An 18,938-nucleotide genomic window follows, 5' to 3' on the forward strand; every position below is an offset into this window, starting at 1 on the left:
AAATTGATTTTTTTAAAAATGAAATGATTTGGGAGTTAATAAAGAATATATAAATTTTTAAAAATAATGCTTTTTTATAAAGTTTTAAGAGCTTTTTTATATTTTTATTTTAGTAAAAAAGTGTTAAAATTTAAGCTTTACAATACAAAGGCTTAGATAATGCAAAATATCCATTTTATCGGTATAGGCGGTATAGGAATTTCCGCTTTAGCAAGATTTTTAAAAGAAAAAGGCTTTAAGATTAGCGGGAGTGATCTTAAAGAAAGCAAAATTACCAAAGAACTAGAAAAAGAAGGGGTTAAGGTCAGCATCCCTCATCATAAAGACAATATTTTAAATAAAGATTTAGTTATTTATTCTGCCGCTATCAAAGAAGAAAATCCTGAATTTAAACACGCTAAAGAATTAGGCATTGAATGCCTTTCACGCAAGGAGGCCTTACCTCTTATCTTAGAAGATAAGCGCGTTTTTGCAGTTGCAGGAGCACATGGAAAAAGCACAACTTCAAGTATTTTGGCTTCTTTGCTTGATGATGCTTCTGTGATCATCGGAGCGATTTTAAAAGAATTTGGTTCAAATATGATTTATAAAGAAAGTCAAAACCTGGTTTTTGAAGCTGATGAGAGCGATAGTTCTTTTTTAAATTCAAATCCTTATTTGGCTATAGTTACTAATGCAGAAGCAGAGCATTTAGATCATTATGGCAATGAAGTTTCAAAACTCCATCATGCTTATACGCAGTTTTTAGATGTGGCTAAAATTCGCGTGATTAATGCTGAAGATGAGTTTTTGAAAAATTATAAAAATGAGTCAATCAAACTTTATCCAAGTAAAGATATCAAAAACTGCACCATGTGTATAGAAAATTTCAAACCTTTTACAAGCTTTGAGTTGAAAGATTTAGGTGAATTTAAGGTTTTTGGCATGGGATATCATTTAGCCCTTGATGCGTCTTTGGCGATTTTGGCGGCTCTAAATTTTTTAGATATAGAAATGATAAGAACTAGGCTTAAAAATTATCAAGGTATTAAAAAGCGTTTTGATATTTTACATGCTGATGAAAATTTGGTTTTAATTGATGATTATGGTCATCATCCTACCGAAATAAAAGCGACTTTAAGCGCAGCACAAGAATACGCAAAATTAGGTAGATATAAAAAAATCACAGCTATCTTTGAACCCCACCGCTACACGCGTTTGGCTACAAATTTAAAGGAATTTGCAAAGGCTTTTGAAGGTGTTGATGAGCTTGTAATTTTACCTGTTTATGCCGCAGGAGAAGAGCCTATAGAACTTGATTTAAAAGCGGTTTTTCCTAAGGCTTTATTTGTAGAAGATATTAAAAGAGAGGGTAAATTTTTGGTGGCTTCTAAGGGGCAGGTTTTTGAAGAAGGGCTTATTATAGGTTTTGGCGCAGGAGATATCAGTAATAAATTAAGGCAAAAAAATGAGTAGGTTTTTTTTATATCTTTTAATTATTTTAATTTTAGCCTTAATCACTTTTGCTTTGCGTGAAAAATTAGGCAAAAAAACTAAACCTTTTTTTGGTATTTTGCTTGTGATTTTTATTGTTTTAGCGGTATTTTTTGAATTTGAAAACACGCAAAAAAGTCATTTAAGAACAGATATTATCGTAGCTTTTAATCAAAATAAAAATATTTTATGTAAAGATATAAATATCTCTAAAGCTTATTTTAATTACGAATTTGGGACAGGAAGCTTTATATCAAAGGATAATAATCAAAGCTTTAATTCGTTGATTATCGATATTAGAGATTGTAGGTTAAACGATGAATGATACAAAAGAAGAATTGATCTCAAAGCTTGATTTAAACAGCTATTTAGAAGAGTTTAAAGCCCTTTTTGCAAGAGATAAGGAGATTTTTTTGCAAGGAGATTCTAACCTTCATTTTAAACGCATACATGAGCTTTGTGAGGTGGAATTTCCTACTATGCCAGAGCTTAGCAATCTTGATAAAGCCTTAGTACATTTAAGTAAGCAAGGAATTTTACATTTAGATGAAATCTTTGAATTTGTAAAAATTTTTCGTTATTTTGAAAAGTTAAAAAAAATAAAACTAGGAACAAATTTAGACTCTTGGCTACAAAAGATAGAATTTGTTAGCGGGGCTTTGGAGCTTTGTTTGAATTTCGATGAAAAAGGGGAATTAAAAGAAAGCTTAGATGAAAGACTTGTAAATCTTAATGCCGCTCTAAGATTAAAAAATGAAAGCATAATAGCTGAGTTTAAGAAATTTTGCTATACAAAAGCTTTAATGCCTTATCTTATCGATACACAAATCCATCTTATAAACAATCTTGAAGCCTTGCTTGTAAGAGGTGGGTTTAATCACGCTATTAAAGCAAAAATCATAGGTAGAAGTAGTGGCGGTGGCTTTTATATCGTGCCTTTAAGTGTTGAAAATTTGCAAAATGATATAGAAAAAATCAAAAATCAAAAAGAAGAAATTTATTATGAATACGCTAAAAATTTCTCAGCTTTTTTAGCAAAAAATCTACCTTTTTTAAAATTTATCAATACAGCCTTTGATCTTTTTGACCATTATAGTGCTAGAGTTTTGCTTGCTAAAAAAAGGGATTTTGAATTTATTTTGTGCGATCAAAGTACGGATTTAGTGCTTAAAAATTTCGCCCATCCTGCCTTAAAAAATCCAAAAAGCGTGAGTTTGGAATTTAAAAAACAAGTTTTAATCATCACAGGGGTAAATGCAGGCGGAAAATCCATGCTTTTAAAATCCATGCTAAGCGCAGCATTTTTAGCTAAACATCTTTTGCCTATGCATATAAAAGCAAGTGAAAGTAAAATCGGTACTTTTAAAGAATTTGATGCCATCATAGAAGATCCGCAAAATGTTAAAAACGACATTTCAACTTTTGCAGGAAGAATGTTGCACTTTTCCAGGCTTTTTTCTAAGAAAAATTTGCTTTTAGGTATCGATGAAATAGAGCTTGGAACAGATTTTGAAGAAGCGGCTTGTTTGTATAGTGTGTTGATTTCAAAACTCATAGCTAATAATCTTAAAATCATCATTACTACACACCACAAACGCCTTGCCATGCTTTTAGCAAAAAATGAGCAAGTTGAACTCATCGCTGCCTTATATGATGAAGAGCTTTCACGCCCAAAATACGAGTTTTTAAAAGGCACCATAGGAAAATCTTATGCCTTTGAAACCGCTTTGCGTTATCAGATTCCGCCGAATTTAGTTAGCGAGGCTAAAAAGCTTTATGGCGAGGATAAAGAAAATTTAGAAGAGCTTGTGGGTAAAAATATCAATCTTGAATTAGAACTAAAAGCTAAGCTTGAAAATATCGAGAAAAAAGAGCAAAAAGTCGATGAAATTTTACTTTCCTTAAAAGAGCAAAAAGAAAAAAATGAACAAGAATTTCGTACGAGTTTGAGAAATTTAGAATTTAAATTTCACAAAGCCATAGAAGAAGCTAAAAAAACCATACAGCTTAAAGATATGAAAGACAAGCAAAGAAGTCTTAATAAAGCCAATGAACTTAAAAAAGAAATCATCTTGCCAAGTATGGAGCAAAACGAAGAATTGCGTGTGGGGGATTTTGTAAAATATGAAAAAATTAAGGGTAAAATCATAAGCATTTCTAAAAACGATGCTATGGTTGAAAGTGATGGGATCAAACTTCGTGTGCCTTTAAAACTGCTTAAAAAAAGTACTCCTACACCTAAAATAAGTCCAAAAACAAGTATTAGTGTAACAAAACCTAGCAATCTAAGCGTTAGCTTGGATTTGCATGGGCTTAGGAGTGATGAAGCTGTTTCAAGGCTTGATAAATTTATTTCAGATGCTTTGCTTGCAGGCTTTGATGAAGTTTTAGTTTACCATGGTATAGGAACAGGAAAGCTTGCCTTTGCTGTAAGAGAGTTTTTGAAAACTCATAAAAGTGTCAAGGGCTTTAATGACGCACCGATCAATCAAGGTGGCTTTGGTGCTAAGGTGGTGAGATTATAAGGAAATAAATGATTACAAAAGATAATTTAAAACAAGTTCTAGAAAACTTAGGCTTTAAAAATAAAAATGAAAATTATGTAAAAACAATCAATAATTACACACTTTTAATAGATTATAAAAACCAAAGTATTAATTACCCAAAAGAAATAAAAATTCACGATAAAACTACTTCTAATTTTTCACACCCTGAAAATTTTGTAGTTTTTGAATGTGTGCATAGACTTTTAGAAAAAGGTTATAAGGCTGAACATTTAGAGTTAGAGCCAAAATGGAATCTTGGTAGGGATAAAAAAGGTGGTAAGGCTGATATTTTAGTAAAGGATAATGAAAAAAATCCTTATTTGATTATAGAATGTAAAACCACAGATTCTAAAAATAGTGAATTTATAAAAGAATGGAATAGAATGCAAGAAGATGGCGGGCAGCTTTTTTCTTATTTTCAGCAAGAAAAAGGTGTAAAATATCTTTGTCTTTATACAAGTGATTTTAGCGATAAGTTAGAATATAAAAATTACATCATACAAGCTTATGATAACGAAGAATATCTAAAAGAAAAGGAATTACAAAATTCTTATAAAAAATCTAATAACAATATAGAACTTTTTAAAACTTGGAAAGAAAGTTATGAACTGCAATATTTTAAACAAGGTATTTTTGAAGCAAATGTCAATGCTTATAAAATTTTAGAAATTACTCCAACTTTTGATAATCTTAAGGAACTTAAAGAAGAAGGTAAATATCACGAATTTGCAAAAATTTTACGCAAGCATAATATATCAGGCAAGGAAAATGCCTTTGATAAACTTGTAAATATTTTTCTTTGTAAAATCTATGATGAAACTTTTAATAAAAACAATCTCAAATTTGGATATTTTGGTGTAATGGCAGATACTTATGCAAATATGCAAGATAGATTAATGTGGCTTTATAAAGAAGCTATGAAAGAATTTTTAGGAGAGAAAATTACCTTTGTATCTAATGAAGATATAGAAAAAGACTTTAAGCAATTAAAGATAAAAACTTTAAAAGAAGTAATGCAAAATTACATCAAAGAATTAAAATTTTATTCAAATAATGATTTTGCATTTTTAGAAGTGCATAATAAAGAATTATTTTTAAAAAATGCACTTGTATTAAAAGAAATAGTAGAGCTTTTTGCAAATTACAAGCTTACCCAAAACTCTACAAATCAATTTTTAGGCAATCTTTTTGAACTTTTTTTGCAAAAAGGTATGAAGCAAGATGAAGGGCAGTTTTTTACCCCTATTCAAATTTGTGAATTTATTATGTATTCTTTACCGCTTCAAGAAATGTTAAACAAAAACTCTAAAGCTTTAAGGGTGATTGATTATGCTTGTGGTGCTGGACATTTTTTAAACACCTATGCCAATGAGCTTAAGCGTTATCTAACAGAAGATGAGCTTAAAGAGCATTATAAAAATATTTATGGTATTGAAAAAGAGTATCGCTTAAGTAAGGTTTCTAAGGTATCAAGTGCAATGTATGGGCAAAATGAAATCAATATTTTATACGCTGATGCACTTGCTTCTTTTGAATTAGCAAATACAAATAATTTAGAAGGAGAAAAAGCAAAACCACAAATAGAATCAAATAGTTTTGATTTGCTTATAGCAAATCCGCCTTATTCTGTAAAAGGATTTTTAGAAACTTTAAGTGATAAATCTAAGAATACCTATAAACTTTTCAACGATGATATAAACATGGAAACAAATAATTCTATTGAATGCTTTTTTTGTGAGCGAGCAAATCAAATTTTAAATGATAATGCTAAAGCTGCTATTATCTTACCAAGTTCTATTTTAAATAAAGATTCTATTTATAAAAATACAAGAGAAATATTATTTCAAAATTTTGATTTTATTGCCATTGTAGAGCTAGGTAATCAAACATTTGGAGCAACAGGGACAAATACGATTATTTTATTTTTACGCAAAAAAGAAACTTTTAAACAAGAAAATCATCTTATTTCTCAAGATTATAGTTTGATTAAAGAACGCATAGAAACTGAAAATTTAAAAGACAATGAAAACTTTTATCAAAATTATCTAAGTGCGTATTGTGATTTTAGAAAATTTGATAAAGAGCTTTATAGCAATTTTTTAAATGGTAATTTAGATTCTAAACTTGCAGAGCTAGAAGCCTTTAAAGATTATTGCAATGCATTTAGGCAAACAAGCGATTATAAAAGACTTAAAGAATCTAAAATTTATAAAGAAAGTAAAGATAAGCAAGATTTAGAAGATAAAGCCTTTTTAGCTTATGCTCAGGCAATAGAAAAGGATAAATTGCTTTATTTTTGTCTAAGTCTTAATCAAGAAGTCTTAATCATAAAATCCCCAAGTGATATAAAAGAACAAAAGAAATTTTTAGGTTATGAGTGGAGTAATAGAAAAGGTGATGAAGGTTTAAAAGAATTGCACGAGCCTTATTTGAGCCCACTTTTTGAAAGAGGCAATCCACAAAATGAAACTAAGCTTAATACTTTAATCTACAAATCTTTTTTAAATACGCTTGATGTTATCCCGCAAGAATTGCAGATTTATGCTACAAAAGCAAGGCTTGTTGATATGATGGATTTTGAAAAAGTGGAATTTAATAAAGCTATAAGTTTAAATCCTAGCAATTCAACGCAAAGTGAGATGTCTAATCCTTTTATAAATTCTAAATTTGAGTTAGTAAGACTTAAAGATTTTGTATTAGATATTCAAACCGCAAAGCGTCCTAGTGGTGGTGTCGGCAAATATGAAAACGGTGCACTGAGTCTTGGTGGAGAACATATAGACAATAAAAGTGGGTATATCAAATTAGATAATCCTAAGTATGTACCAATAGAATTTTATGAAAGTTTTGCGTTGCAAGATAAAGGAATTATAAAACAATTTGATATTTTAATATGTAAAGATGGTGCATTAACTGGAAAAATTGCAATGGTGCGTAATGAATTTATTAGGAAATCTGCAATGATTAATGAGCATATTTTTTTATTGCGTTGTGATAATATAGCAAAACAAAAATATTTATTTTATATATTACATTCTTATAGTGGACAACAAGCTTTAAAATCTAAAATTACAGGTTCGGCTCAAGGCGGAATCAATAAAACAAATTTAGAATCTATTTTAATACCAAATGCAGACTTTGAGATTCAAAAGCAAATCGTGGCAGAATGTGAAAAGGTAGAAGAGCAGTATAACACAATAAGAATGAGTGTAGAAGAGTATCAAAATTTAATCAAGGCAATACTTCAAAAATGCGGTATTATAGATGATGGGGGGGGGTATGAGCTAAATTCTATTTTAGAAAATTTGCAAAAATTAGAATTTAAGCTTGATTTTAATCTTTTGCTTTCGCTAATTGAAGAACAAATCAGTCATTCTGAAGTATTAGTTGAAGAAACTCAAAGCAAGGAAAGAAAGCAAGATTTTAATGCTTTTAAAAACTTTTCTAAAACTATACAAGAGCTTTTACAAACTCTCTCAACTCCACCAAAAGATGGCTGGAAGAGAATTTCTTTAAAGAATGAACAATATATAGAACTTAATCCTAGCAAAAAAGAAATATCAAAACTTGATGAAAATATGCTTGTCTCATTTATAGAAATGGCTAGTGTTTCAGATAAGGGTTATATTCAAAGTAAGATAGATAGGTCATTAAACGAAGTAAGAAAAGGCTACACATATTTTATAGAAAATGATATTTTGATTGCAAAAATTACTCCTTGCATGGAAAATGGTAAATGTGCTATCGCAAAAAATCTAACAAATAACATAGGTTTTGGTAGCACAGAATTTCATATTTTTAGAGCAAAAACAGGGCTTGATAGTAGTTTCTTATTCTATAATCTAAATCAACAAAATATAAGAGAAAAAGCAGCTCTTGCTATGACTGGAGCAAGTGGACATAAAAGAGTTCCTATAAGTTTTTATGAAAATCTTACAATCCCACTCCCACCGTTAGAAATTCAAGAAAAAATTGTTCAAAACATTGAATTAGTAGAACAACAAATTGATTTTCTTAATCTTAAATTAGAATTTTTAGAAAAAGAAAAAGAAAAAATCTTGCAAAAATATTTATTTTCTTAAAGCATTTTTCGCTAAACTTTGTAAATTTTATAAGGTTTAGCGATGAAAAACATTATGATATTAAGCGGAGCGGGTTTGTCTGCTCCAAGTGGGCTTAAAACTTTTAGAGACAATGATGGACTTTGGGAAGAATACGATGTGATGGAGGTTTGCTCTGCAACAGGTTTTAGAAAAAATCCTAAAAAAGTACTTGATTTTTACGATGCAAGAAGGGCACAACTTCAAAATGTAAAGCCAAATCATGCTCATGAAAAAATCGCACAGTTAAAAGAAAAATGGGGTAAAAACCTTTTTGTCATCACGCAAAATGTAGATGATTTGCTAGAGCGTGCAGGGTGTAAAGATGTAGTACATTTGCATGGCTTTTTGCCCGAACTTCGTTGCCTAAAATGTGAAGGAATTTTTAATATAGGCTATGAAAAATTCATAGATAAACAATGTCCAAAATGCAAAAGTAAGGATTTAAGACACAATATAGTCATGTTTGAAGAGCAAGCTCCTGCTTATGCTACGCTTTATTCTTTACTTCATCAAACTTCATTATTTATTAGCATAGGCACAAGTGGGGCGGTTTTGCCTGTAGGGCGTTATGCTTCAATGTGCGAAAAAAGTATTTTAAATATCTACGAAAAAGATGCGAATTTAGAGCGATATTTTGATAAAATCTATATAGAAGATATTATAAGCGCTATTGATAAAATCGCACTTGATATAGAAAATTTTATGAAAGATGGTAATGTTTGATTCTTTTTTAAGTGGAGTTTTTTTGGGCTTTGGAGTGAGTGTGCCTTTTGGACCTGTAAATATTTTGATTTTAACTTATGCACTAAAAGCTTTTAAAAATTCCATAGCTGTAGGACTTGGAGCATTTAGTATAGATATGCTTTATCTTTTTTTGCTTCAATTTGGGCTTTTAAATTTCTTAGACAATGTCATTTTTATGCGTTTTTTGGCGATTTTTGGTTTTTGTTTTTTAACTTATATGGCTTATTTGATGTTAAAAAAGAAAAATGAAGATTTGCATTTGGATCAGCATAAAGATTTTAAAGAAAGTCTTTTAAAAAGCTATGTTAAAGGTATCATTTTAAATGGCTCTAATCCTTATGTGATAGGTTTTTGGCTTAGTGCTACAGGCATAGTTTTAAGCAATCAACACGCTTATTCTACGATACTGGGGCTTGTTGTTGCTATTCTTTTTTGGATAGGTGCTTTAGCTTTTGTTGTCGCAAAATACAGCTATCTTTTTAGTGCAAAGGTGATTCGTATCATCAATATAGTTTCAGCTTTGATTATAGAGTATTTCGCTCTGAGTTTATTATACAAAACTTTTATAGGATAAAAAAATGAATGCAAAAGAATTTTTAATCGAACTTTTAAAATTTAAATCTGTTACGCCAAATGATGATGGAGCTTTAAATTTCATCGCTATGGAACTGAGTGATTTTGAAGCTTTTTTTATAGAAAAAAAAGGCATTAAAAACCTTTTACTCACTAAAAAATTTAAAGATGAAGGCGAGCATTTAGCTTTTGGTGGGCATGTAGATGTCGTTCCTGCGGGTGAGGGTTGGAAAAATGATCCTTTTGAGCCTTTGGAGGAAGAAGGCTTTATCTATGCAAGGGGTGCTCAAGATATGAAAAGCGGAGTAGCAGCCTTTGTGGATGCGGTAAAGAATGCGGATTTTAAAGGAGCAAGACTGAGTCTTATTTTAACAAGTGATGAAGAAGGCGAAGCTATATATGGAACTAAGGCTGTTTTAGAATGGATGCAAGAAAGAGATATGCTACCTGATTATGCTGTGGTTGCTGAACCTACTTGCGTAAAAAAAATGGGCGATAGTATCAAAATAGGGCGTCGTGGTTCTATCAATGGTAAGCTTTTGATACGCGGAAAACAAGGACATGCGGCTTACCCTGAAAAATGTATCAATCCTGTGCATGATTTCGCACCGGTTTTAAAACTTTTAGCGGGTTTTGATCTTGATCCAGGTAGTGCTGAATTTAGTCCTTCAAAAATCGTTATAACTGATATTCGTGGAGGTATGGGGGTATGTAATGTAACGCCAAATGATTTAAAACTTATGTTTAATGTTCGCAATTCTCCTGATACAAATTTAGAAGATGTAAGAGCTTATGTGGAAAAAATTTGCCACGGCTTAAATTATGAGCTAGAATTAACGCAATCAAGCGAACCTTTTTTAACAAGCATTGACAATAAAATCGTACAAAAGATGAATGAAAGCGTGCAAAAAATCACTCATGAAGTGCCAGAGCTTAATACCAAAGGCGGTACAAGTGATGCAAGGTATTTTGCAAAATACGGTGTAAAGGTAGTAGAATTTGGGGTTTGTAATGATAGAATTCACGCTATTGATGAAAGGGTAAGTATAGAAGAATTTGAAAAACTTTGTCTTGTTTTTAAAGACTTGATAGAAAATTTTTAAAGGTTTAGAATGATTGAGGAAATTTTAAAAGATAGTGATTATAAGCTAGATCTATTTAGTAAAAAAGCTATTGCTGAATTGGAAACTAAAATTATAGCTAAAACAAACAAAAATAACCAAATTATATACTATACTAATTGCCTTATCCGCGATAAAGAAATTAAACTTACGCCAGAAGAAATTGTGCGTCAGCTTTATATCGATAAGCTTTTAAATGAATATAACTATCCTAAAGATATGATAAAAGTTGAATTTGGTGTGCATTTTGGACGCGAAGTAAAAAGGGCTGATATTGTGATAATGGATAAAATCCAAATCACAGTCCCATACATCATTATAGAAGTAAAAAAGCCAAAGTTGAAAGATGGCAAAGAACAATTAAAAAGTTATTGTAATGCTACAGGTGCAACTATGGCTGTGTGGTGTAATGGTAAAGAAATTAGCTATTATCATAGAAAAGATCCAAATTATTTTGAATCTATTCCAAATATTCCTGCATCAAACCAGACATTACCGGATCTGTTGAAAGTAAAATTTACCTTTGATGATTTGATTAAAGAAGATATTTTAAAAAGTCAAAAGCGAAGTTTAAAGAATTTAGTTACAGAAATGGAAGATGAGGTGTTGGCAAATGCTGGAGTTGATGTATTTGAAGAATGTTTTAAGCTTATATTTATAAAACTTTTTGATGAGCTAGAGGGTGCAAGAGATAGAACAAAGAGCTTAGAGTTTAGAAATTATGGAGAGTCTGATTCTGAACTTAAGCAAAAAATAGAAAAACTCTTTGATAAAGCAAAGAAAAAATGGGAAGGTGTATTTAATAATGATGAGAAAATTAAACTTTCTCCTTCGCACCTAAGTGTATGTGTATCATCATTGCAAAATGTAAAGTTATTTAACTCAAATTTAGAAGTGATTGATGATGCTTTTGAATATCTAGTGAATAAATCCTCAAAAGGTGAAAAAGGGCAATATTTTACTCCGCGTTATGTAATAGATATGTGTGTAAAAATGCTAAATCCCAAAAAAGATGAAAGTATGATAGATACTGCAAGTGGAAGTTGTGGATTTCCGATACATACTTGTTTTTATGTGTGGCGTTCAATTTATAAAGAAAGAGGCATAGAAGCAAGTCATCTCTTTACAGCCCAAGAAAAGATTTCTGAGTGTCAAGATTATGTAAAAGAAAAAGTGTTTGGTATAGATTTTGATGAAAAGAGTGTGCGCGTATCAAAAATGCTTAATCTAATTGCAGGTGATGGGCATACAAATGTTTTGTATTTAAATTCCATTGACTTTGATAGATGGGATGAGTGGGTAAAAGATGATGAAGATTGGCAAGATGTGTATTTTGAAGGTTTTAAACGCTTAAAAAATTTAAGAGTAACTAAAAATCAAAATAGGGATTTTAATTTTGATGTTTTAATGGCAAATCCGCCTTTTGCAGGAGATATAAAAGAGAGTAGAATTTTAGCTAGATATGAGCTAGGCAAAAAAGAAAATGGCAAACCTCAAAGTAAGGTAGGAAGAGATATTTTATTTATTGAACGAAATTTAGATATGTTAAAGCCTGGTGGTAGAATGGCTATTGTATTGCCACAAGGGCGTTTTAATAATTCAAGCGATAAATATATAAGAGAATTTATCGCACAAAAAGCTAGAATCTTAGCGGTTGTAGGACTTCATGGAAATGTCTTTAAACCACACACGGGGACAAAAACAAGTGTTTTATTTTTACAAAAATGGGATGATAAATTATGTCCAAAGTGTGAGGACTATAATATCTTCTTTGCTACTATGAATGAGCCTAGTAAAGATAATTCAGGCGAAAAGATTTATTACCCACTTTTAGATTCTCATGATCATTTAGTAGTAAAACATGATTTATTTCATCCGCATTTAGAAGGAGATGAGCCTATAAAACAAAAAGATGAAAGCCAAGAAGAGTTTGACAAAAGAATACAAGAATATAGATTAAATGTAGAAAAATATAAAGACTTGCAAAAAGATGGCGTAGCTGAAGCTTTTATTGAATTTGCAAAAGCAGAAAATTTGAGTTTTTGGAAAGAATAAGTGAATGGATAATATGAAAGAATTTAAAATTTTTTGCGATGAAAGCAATCATTTATTTTACAAAGATAATCCAACTTTGTGTTCAAGGGTTATGGTATTAGGAGCGCTTAAAGTTCCATCATCTGAAATTATTAAAATTAATAAAACAATTAAATATTTAAAGCATAAATATAAATATAATAAAGAAATTAAATGGACAAAACTAAATTTAAGTCAAAAAGGTTTTTATGATGAATTATTAGAATTCTTTTTTTCTTCTGTATATATGTGGTTTAAAGCTGTATTAATTCCAAATAAAACCATTCTACAACATGATATTTACAATCAAGGAGATCATGATTTATTTTATTATAAAATGTATTATCAAGCATTGCATAATTTAATAGATATTGATACAAAAATAAAAATATATCTTGATTATAAAGATACGAAGAGTGGAGATAAAATAAAAGGATTGGAAAAAGTTTTGTTTAATAAATTTAAACAATCAGTAAATATAAAAATTTTTACAATTCAATCACATGAATCAAATATTGTTCAACTTGTGGATTTGTTAATAGGTGCTATTTCATACAAAGCAAGAAATGATATAGAGCATGTAAGCGAAATAAAAAATTATATTATAAATAAAATTGAAACATTGGCAAATATTGAATTGGATGCAGGAACGCCACCTTGGGAAAATAAATTTAATATTTTTAGGATTCAATTGAGTAAAGGTGAACAATAATGTATCACCTCTTGGATTTTAGCACTTGTAAATGTGAAAATGAAAAATTTGACTTAGCTTATAAAATTTTCAAACAAGACTTTATTGAGGTTCCATTGTATTTAGCAGGTTGTATTTATATAGATCCGCAATCACATAAGAAGCATAAGGGGAAAGAAAAGATATTTTGGCATATCACAACACGAGAAAACAAACAAAATAAAACAAGGGAGTTTGATAGCCAAAGAGCTTGCAGAATAAATTGGATTAAACAAATTATTATCAATCATACTCATCCCGAAATTAAAGCTTTTTATTATAAAGAGAAACGAGCAATCCGTTTTTATTTGTGGTTACATAACCATAATTTTATAGTTATTTTACAAAAGCTAGGCAGAAGTAGTTCATTTTTAGTGACAAGTTTCTACATAGATAAAGGATATAATAAAAATATTTATGAAAAAAGATATAGAAATTATATAAACGGAAATGATATAGAGCTAAAGAATTGCGAATGGTTTTAGGGGTTTGGTGCAGATTTAGGCATCTGCAAGAAGCATAAAAGCTAGCCATCTCTTTCTACCACCGGTAGTTGAGCTTTATAATTATAAATATTTTTTACTTAGATTGAAATAAAAAAAAGGAATAAAATGAATCTAAACCAAACTTTGCAGGAAAAATATCCACATTTAGAAGTAAGTGTATTAAAGCTTAGTGAAGTGAAAAAAAATATAGATTTTCGCATAGATGATAGTTTTTGGACAATGAAGCTTATCTATAACAATAAGTTGAACTATAAAAAAATAGGAGAATGTTTATTAAAATCTCAATATGGTATTTCAATAAATATGAATGAAGGGGGCGATGGTATCCCTATTTATAGAATGAATGACATTGATAATATGCTTTGTAATTTTGAAGTCAAAAAATATGCTTTAATTGATAAAAATGAATTGCAAACTTTTAGGTTAAATTATGGAGATGTTTTGTTTAATAGAACAAATTCCTATGAGTTTGTGGGCAGAACAGGAATTTTTTATAACAATAGAGAAAACTTTGTTTTTGCTTCATATTTAGTAAGGCTTGTTTGCAATAAGGAAATTCTGTTGCCAGAGTATCTTACAGTTTTTTTAAATACGCATATTGGTAAAAAAGAGATAAGAAGAAGGGCTAGACCATCAATTAATCAAACAAATGTAAATCCTGAAGAATTAAAAGAAATTAAAATTCCCATTTTCCCTATGGAATTTCAGTTAGAAATTCAAAATTTGGTAAAAGATTCTCATAAGGCATTAGAAGAAAGTAAGGAGTTATATAAAAAAGCAGAGGAAACTTTATACCTTGAGTTAGGACTTGATCCAAAGAATCCATTGCAAAGTTTGCTAGATTCTAAAACAAATAATCCTACAAAATCACTCAATATCTCTATACACACATTAAAAGAATCTTTTCTAAAAACAGGAAGATTGGATTCTGAATATTATCAAAGTAAATATGAAGACATAGAAAAGATGATTAGAAGTTATAAAGATGGCTTTTGTAATTTAAAAGATTTGGTTAATGATATTTCAAGTGGTTTTGCATTTTCAAGTGATGACTACCAAGATGTTGGAGAGCTTGTATTAATTAGGATTAATAATATAAAAAATGCTACGCTAGATTTAAGCAATGTTATCTATCTTAAAAATGAAGCTTATAATTTAAGCCCTAAAGATAAAATAAAAAAAGGTGATATTTTAATTTCTATGTCTGGTAGCATTGGTTTGTCTTGTGTGGTTAGAGATGATATATCAGCTATGGTTAATCAAAGGATTTTAAAAATTTCGATTAAAAATTTTAATAGTGATGTTTTGGTATTGCTTTTAAATTCTTTTATTTGTAAAATGCAATTTGAGAGAATTGGTACAGGTGGGGTTCAAACAAATCTTTCTTCAATAGATATGCAAAATATCCTTATCCCTAAAATAGATTCTACAACTCAAGAAAAAATTGCAAAATATATACAAGAAAGCTTTAATTTAAGGAAAAAATCTAAACAATTATTAGATAATGCAAAAATTAAAGTAGAAGAGCAAATACAAGGAAAAATATGATTATCAATGGACAAAAGCTTGAGTTAAAAGAGCTTAAATTTATGGATTTTATCAAAGAAAAGGGTTTTAAAATCGAACTTATCGCCTTAGAATTAAATGGAGAGATTATACCTAAGAGCGAATTTGAAAATTTGATCTTAAAAGAAAACGATAAAGCTGAAATTGTAAGTTTTGTAGGAGGTGGATGATGAGAGTAAAATTCAATGGCAAAGAACTTGATACAGACTTTAAAACAAGTTTGGAATTTTTTGAAAATATCAGCAAAAATGAAAATGATGTATGGATTATCAATGGTTTTGCAACGAAAGAAAATATAAAAATTCACGAAAACGATGAGCTTTTTTGTATAGAAAGAAATGCCCTACCTCCAAAAGATGCCTTAGATGCGATGATGAGAGCAAGACATACGCCAAAACTTCACGATAAGCTTAAAATTTCGAGCGTAGCGGTTTGTGGTTTAGGTGGGCTTGGCTCACATATAGCGATAAATTTAGCAAGAAGCGGTGTGGGGTATTTAAAGCTGATTGATTTTGATGTGGTTGAACCTAGCAATCTTAACCGCCAAGCTTACCGCGTAAGTGATTTGGGGAAATTTAAAACCGAAGCTTTAAAAGAGCAAATCAGTGAAATAAATCCTTATATCAAAACTGAAATTTGCACTTTAAAAATCGATGAAGAGAATTTGCCTGATTTATTTAAAGGTATAGATATAGTCTGTGAGGCTTTTGATGGCGCGCTTGCAAAGGCTATGATAGCACAAAATTTTCATAGATTTTATAAAGACACTACTTTAATCTGTGCTTCAGGGCTTGCAGGATATGGCGATAGCAATAGTATACAAACAAGAAAAATTGCTAAAAATTTCTATGTGTGTGGGGATTTGGTAAATGGTGCTAAAGTAGGAAATGGGCTTATGGCACCGCGTGTAAATATTTGCGCTGGACATCAAAGCAATCTTGTCTTAGAGCTTTTGGCAAATAAGGAGTAAAAAATGCAAGAAAATTTAAAAAATGATAGCTTAAAAATAGGAAAATATGAATTTAAATCAAGATTTATTTTAGGATCAGGAAAGTATTCTTTAGAGCTTATAAAATCAGCCATAGAAGAAGCTAAAGCACAGATCATCACTCTAGCCTTACGCCGTGCAAATACAGGAGAGATTGCTAATATACTTGATTATATCCCTAAAAATATAACCCTCTTGCCTAATACTTCAGGAGCTAGAAATGCTGATGAAGCTTTGCGTATCGCAAGACTTTCTAGAGAGCTTGGCTGTGGAGAGCTTATAAAGATAGAGGTTATAGGCGATAGTAAGTATTTGTTGCCCGATAATTATGAAACCATTAAGGCTTGTGAACTTTTAGTAAAAGAGGGTTTTACACCCTTACCTTATATGCATGCTGATCTTTATGCAGCTAGAGCTATGCGTGATGCAGGGGCTGCAGCTATCATGCCTTTAGCAGCACCTATTGGGAGCAATAAAGGCTTGTGTGCTAAGGAATTTATACAAATTTTACTTAATGAGATCGATTTGCCTATCATTGTAGATGCAGGTATTGGAACTCCTGCACAAGCGTGCGAGGCTATGCAAATGGGAGTAAGTGCAGTGATGGCAAATACAGCTATAGCTGAAGCAAAGGATATCGCTTTGATGGCAAAAGCATTTTCCTTGGCTATACAGGCTGGAAGAGCGGGTTATCTAGCAGGTTTAGCAAGCGTGAGCGAGGCTAAGGCTAGTTCTCCATTAACAGGCTTTTTAAGGGATTGATTATGCAAGATTATATGCAGTATTTACCCCATATGCAAGAGTTAAAGAGTGATATTTTATCTAAGGTTTTGGATGAAATTCAAAATTATGATGAAACAAAATACAGTACTAAAGAAGTGCAAGAGGCTTTAAATGCTACACATTTGAGTATTGAGAATTTAAAAGCTTTGCTTTCAAGTGCAGCTGAAGATTTTATAGAAGAATTAGCTTTTAAGTCGGCTAAAACCAAGCAAAAATATTTTGGAAATTCTATCTCGCTTTTTACTCCACTTTACTTGTCAAATTATTGTAATTCTAAATGCGTTTATTGCGGTTTTCAAAAAGGAAATAAAATCGCAAGAGCTAAGCTTAGCGAAGATGAAATTCATGAAGAAATGCAAGCTATTGCTAAAACAGGTTTACAAGAAATTCTAATGCTAACAGGTGAAGGAAGGGAGTTTGCAAGCGTAGAATACATCGCAAAGGCTTGCAAGATAGCTAGAGAGTATTTTAAGGTTGTAGGTGTTGAAATTTATCCTATGAATGAGGATGAGTATAAAATTTTGCATGAAAATGGCTGTGATTATGTAACCATTTTTCAAGAAACTTACAATCCTTTAAAGTATTCTAAAATTCATTTAGGGGGTGAAAAGCGTATTTTTCCTTATCGTTTTAATGGGCAAGAAAGAGCCTTAAGAGCGGGTATGCGTGGAGTGGCTTTTGGGGCACTTTTAGGCATAGATGATTTTAGAAAAGACGCGCTTGCTACGGCACTTCATGCGCATTTTTTACAACAAGCTTATCCGCATGCTGAAATTTCTATTTCAGTACCTCGTTTAAGACCTATTATCAATAATGCTAAAATTCACCCTAAAGATGTAAGCGAAAAACGCCTCTTGCAAGTACTTTGTGCTTATAGACTTTTTTTACCTTTTGCAGGTATTACTATATCAAGTCGTGAAAGAGTAGGATTTAGAGATGAGGTTGTAAAACTTGGAGCGACAAAAATGAGCGCAGGAGTAAGCGTGGGTATAGGAGAGCATAAGGGCGAGAAAAAAGGTGATGGACAATTTGAAATTTCAGATGAACGAGGCGTGGATGAAATTTTAGCTATGCTTAAAAACTCAAATTTGCAAGCTGTGATGAGCGATAGTATCTATGTGGGATAAAAAAATCATTGCTATAAGCGATAGAAAATGTGTCGAGATAGACTTTCTAAAACAAGTAGAAAAGCTTGCTAAATCAGGCATAGACGCTTTTGTGCTTAGAGAGAAGGATTTGAGTGAATTTGAGTATTATGATTTGGCTAAAGAGGTTTTAGCTATTTGTGCTAAACATAAAACAACTTGTTTTTTGCATTTTTTTGATAGAGAGTGTTTAAAGTTAGGACATCGCTATTTTCATATGCCACTTGCTTTGTTAAGGCAAGAGCCAAAGATGAGTAAGTATTTTCATATGATAGGCACTTCAGTGCATAGTAAAGAAGAGCTTTTAGAGGCGATGAATTATGGGGTAAATTATGCTTTTGTAGGTCATATTTTTGAGAGTTCTTGTAAGAAAGATTTAGAGCCAAGGGGGCTTGAATTTTTAAATTCTTTACTTTCTTTTAGCCAAATTCCACTTTATGCTATAGGCGGGATTAATGTACAAAATATTGCAAGCTTTAAAGATATCAATGTAGCTGGTGTTTGTATGCGTGAGGTTTTAATGCGCGAAAAAGATGTGAAAAAATATCTTGTTGAATGTAAAAGAAACTTGCTTTGATGAAGAGTGA

General features: G+C 30.8%; 16 protein-coding genes. All 16 read left to right on the forward strand.

Features of this window, described 5'->3' with window-relative positions:
• Nucleotides 1-156 precede the first annotated feature (156 nt).
• The 16 genes from murC to CCO88_RS02250 all read left to right on the forward strand — a co-directional run bounded on the left by murC (nucleotide 157) and on the right by CCO88_RS02250 (nucleotide 18,928).
• Nucleotides 157-1,455, forward strand: coding sequence for a UDP-N-acetylmuramate--L-alanine ligase (gene murC / locus CCO88_RS02175; RefSeq protein WP_072233353.1), 1,299 nt, complete (start codon nucleotides 157-159; stop codon nucleotides 1,453-1,455).
• Nucleotides 1,448-1,798, forward strand: a complete 351-nt coding sequence (locus CCO88_RS02180) for a hypothetical protein (protein WP_002779109.1) — start codon at nucleotides 1,448-1,450, stop codon at nucleotides 1,796-1,798. The genes murC and CCO88_RS02180 overlap by 8 nt, the downstream gene beginning before the upstream one ends.
• Nucleotides 1,791-3,998: an endonuclease MutS2 gene (locus CCO88_RS02185; protein ID WP_002839227.1), complete on the forward strand. Its 2,208-nt coding sequence runs from the start codon at nucleotides 1,791-1,793 to the stop codon at nucleotides 3,996-3,998. The genes CCO88_RS02180 and CCO88_RS02185 overlap by 8 nt, the downstream gene beginning before the upstream one ends.
• An 8-nt stretch (nucleotides 3,999-4,006) precedes the next feature.
• Complete coding sequence (locus CCO88_RS02190; RefSeq protein ID WP_002839228.1) at nucleotides 4,007-8,101, forward strand: N-6 DNA methylase; 4,095 nt, start codon at nucleotides 4,007-4,009, stop codon at nucleotides 8,099-8,101.
• A 42-nt stretch (nucleotides 8,102-8,143) separates the two neighbouring features.
• Nucleotides 8,144-8,845 (forward strand): SIR2 family NAD-dependent protein deacylase, encoded by a 702-nt coding sequence (locus tag CCO88_RS02195; protein WP_002839229.1) that lies wholly within the window; start codon nucleotides 8,144-8,146, stop codon nucleotides 8,843-8,845.
• On the forward strand, nucleotides 8,838-9,440 hold the full coding sequence (locus tag CCO88_RS02200) for a LysE family transporter (protein ID WP_002780291.1): 603 nt from the start codon (nucleotides 8,838-8,840) through the stop codon (nucleotides 9,438-9,440). The genes CCO88_RS02195 and CCO88_RS02200 overlap by 8 nt, the downstream gene beginning before the upstream one ends.
• 4 nt (nucleotides 9,441-9,444) lie before the next feature.
• Nucleotides 9,445-10,542: a succinyl-diaminopimelate desuccinylase gene (dapE, locus tag CCO88_RS02205; protein WP_002839230.1), complete on the forward strand. Its 1,098-nt coding sequence runs from the start codon at nucleotides 9,445-9,447 to the stop codon at nucleotides 10,540-10,542.
• Nucleotides 10,543-10,551: 9 nt separating this feature from the next.
• Nucleotides 10,552-12,615, forward strand: a complete 2,064-nt coding sequence (locus CCO88_RS02210; RefSeq protein ID WP_002839231.1) for a type I restriction-modification system subunit M — start codon at nucleotides 10,552-10,554, stop codon at nucleotides 12,613-12,615.
• Nucleotides 12,616-12,619: 4 nt separating this feature from the next.
• Complete coding sequence (locus CCO88_RS02215) at nucleotides 12,620-13,345, forward strand: DUF3800 domain-containing protein (protein WP_002786151.1); 726 nt, start codon at nucleotides 12,620-12,622, stop codon at nucleotides 13,343-13,345.
• Complete coding sequence (locus CCO88_RS02220; protein ID WP_002786150.1) at nucleotides 13,345-13,848, forward strand: hypothetical protein; 504 nt, start codon at nucleotides 13,345-13,347, stop codon at nucleotides 13,846-13,848. Before CCO88_RS02215 ends, CCO88_RS02220 begins: the two co-directional genes overlap by 1 nt.
• 126 nt (nucleotides 13,849-13,974) lie before the next feature.
• Nucleotides 13,975-15,417 carry a restriction endonuclease subunit S gene (locus CCO88_RS02225; protein WP_002830935.1) on the forward strand — a complete coding sequence of 481 codons (1,443 nt, stop codon included), beginning with the start codon at nucleotides 13,975-13,977 and terminating at the stop codon, nucleotides 15,415-15,417.
• Complete coding sequence (gene thiS, locus CCO88_RS02230; protein ID WP_002830937.1) at nucleotides 15,414-15,605, forward strand: sulfur carrier protein ThiS; 192 nt, start codon at nucleotides 15,414-15,416, stop codon at nucleotides 15,603-15,605. The genes CCO88_RS02225 and thiS overlap by 4 nt, the downstream gene beginning before the upstream one ends.
• Nucleotides 15,602-16,405 (forward strand): thiamine biosynthesis protein ThiF, encoded by an 804-nt coding sequence (gene thiF / locus CCO88_RS02235; RefSeq protein WP_072212069.1) that lies wholly within the window; start codon nucleotides 15,602-15,604, stop codon nucleotides 16,403-16,405. Before thiS ends, thiF begins: the two co-directional genes overlap by 4 nt.
• Before the next feature lie 3 nt (nucleotides 16,406-16,408).
• Nucleotides 16,409-17,185 (forward strand): thiazole synthase, encoded by a 777-nt coding sequence (locus CCO88_RS02240; protein ID WP_002839232.1) that lies wholly within the window; start codon nucleotides 16,409-16,411, stop codon nucleotides 17,183-17,185.
• 2 nt (nucleotides 17,186-17,187) lie between these two features.
• Nucleotides 17,188-18,333 carry a 2-iminoacetate synthase ThiH gene (thiH, locus tag CCO88_RS02245; RefSeq protein ID WP_002839233.1) on the forward strand — a complete coding sequence of 382 codons (1,146 nt, stop codon included), beginning with the start codon at nucleotides 17,188-17,190 and terminating at the stop codon, nucleotides 18,331-18,333.
• A complete protein-coding gene (locus CCO88_RS02250) occupies nucleotides 18,323-18,928 on the forward strand; it encodes a thiamine phosphate synthase (protein ID WP_002780305.1) in 606 nt (201 codons plus the stop codon). The genes thiH and CCO88_RS02250 overlap by 11 nt, the downstream gene beginning before the upstream one ends.
• Nucleotides 18,929-18,938 lie beyond the last annotated feature (10 nt).

The organism is Campylobacter coli LMG 9860, from assembly GCF_000254135.1.
Taxonomy (GTDB): domain Bacteria; phylum Campylobacterota; class Campylobacteria; order Campylobacterales; family Campylobacteraceae; genus Campylobacter_D; species Campylobacter_D coli.

What these genes read in the sequence shown, in the direction of transcription:
- thiF (WP_072212069.1), top strand. Translation starts at nt 15,602, where the DNA reads ATGATGAGAGTAAAATTCAATGGCAAAGAACTTGATACAGACTTTAAA.
- CCO88_RS02215 (WP_002786151.1), top strand. Translation starts at nt 12,620, where the DNA reads ATGGATAATATGAAAGAATTTAAAATTTTTTGCGATGAAAGCAATCAT.
- CCO88_RS02250 (WP_002780305.1), top strand. Translation starts at nt 18,323, where the DNA reads ATGTGGGATAAAAAAATCATTGCTATAAGCGATAGAAAATGTGTCGAG.
- CCO88_RS02180 (WP_002779109.1), top strand. Translation starts at nt 1,448, where the DNA reads ATGAGTAGGTTTTTTTTATATCTTTTAATTATTTTAATTTTAGCCTTA.
- thiH (WP_002839233.1), top strand. Translation starts at nt 17,188, where the DNA reads ATGCAAGATTATATGCAGTATTTACCCCATATGCAAGAGTTAAAGAGT.
- CCO88_RS02210 (WP_002839231.1), top strand. Translation starts at nt 10,552, where the DNA reads ATGATTGAGGAAATTTTAAAAGATAGTGATTATAAGCTAGATCTATTT.
- CCO88_RS02195 (WP_002839229.1), top strand. Translation starts at nt 8,144, where the DNA reads ATGAAAAACATTATGATATTAAGCGGAGCGGGTTTGTCTGCTCCAAGT.
- CCO88_RS02190 (WP_002839228.1), top strand. Translation starts at nt 4,007, where the DNA reads ATGATTACAAAAGATAATTTAAAACAAGTTCTAGAAAACTTAGGCTTT.
- CCO88_RS02200 (WP_002780291.1), top strand. Translation starts at nt 8,838, where the DNA reads ATGTTTGATTCTTTTTTAAGTGGAGTTTTTTTGGGCTTTGGAGTGAGT.
- CCO88_RS02225 (WP_002830935.1), top strand. Translation starts at nt 13,975, where the DNA reads ATGAATCTAAACCAAACTTTGCAGGAAAAATATCCACATTTAGAAGTA.
- CCO88_RS02220 (WP_002786150.1), top strand. Translation starts at nt 13,345, where the DNA reads ATGTATCACCTCTTGGATTTTAGCACTTGTAAATGTGAAAATGAAAAA.
- CCO88_RS02240 (WP_002839232.1), top strand. Translation starts at nt 16,409, where the DNA reads ATGCAAGAAAATTTAAAAAATGATAGCTTAAAAATAGGAAAATATGAA.
- CCO88_RS02185 (WP_002839227.1), top strand. Translation starts at nt 1,791, where the DNA reads ATGAATGATACAAAAGAAGAATTGATCTCAAAGCTTGATTTAAACAGC.
- thiS (WP_002830937.1), top strand. Translation starts at nt 15,414, where the DNA reads ATGATTATCAATGGACAAAAGCTTGAGTTAAAAGAGCTTAAATTTATG.
- dapE (WP_002839230.1), top strand. Translation starts at nt 9,445, where the DNA reads ATGAATGCAAAAGAATTTTTAATCGAACTTTTAAAATTTAAATCTGTT.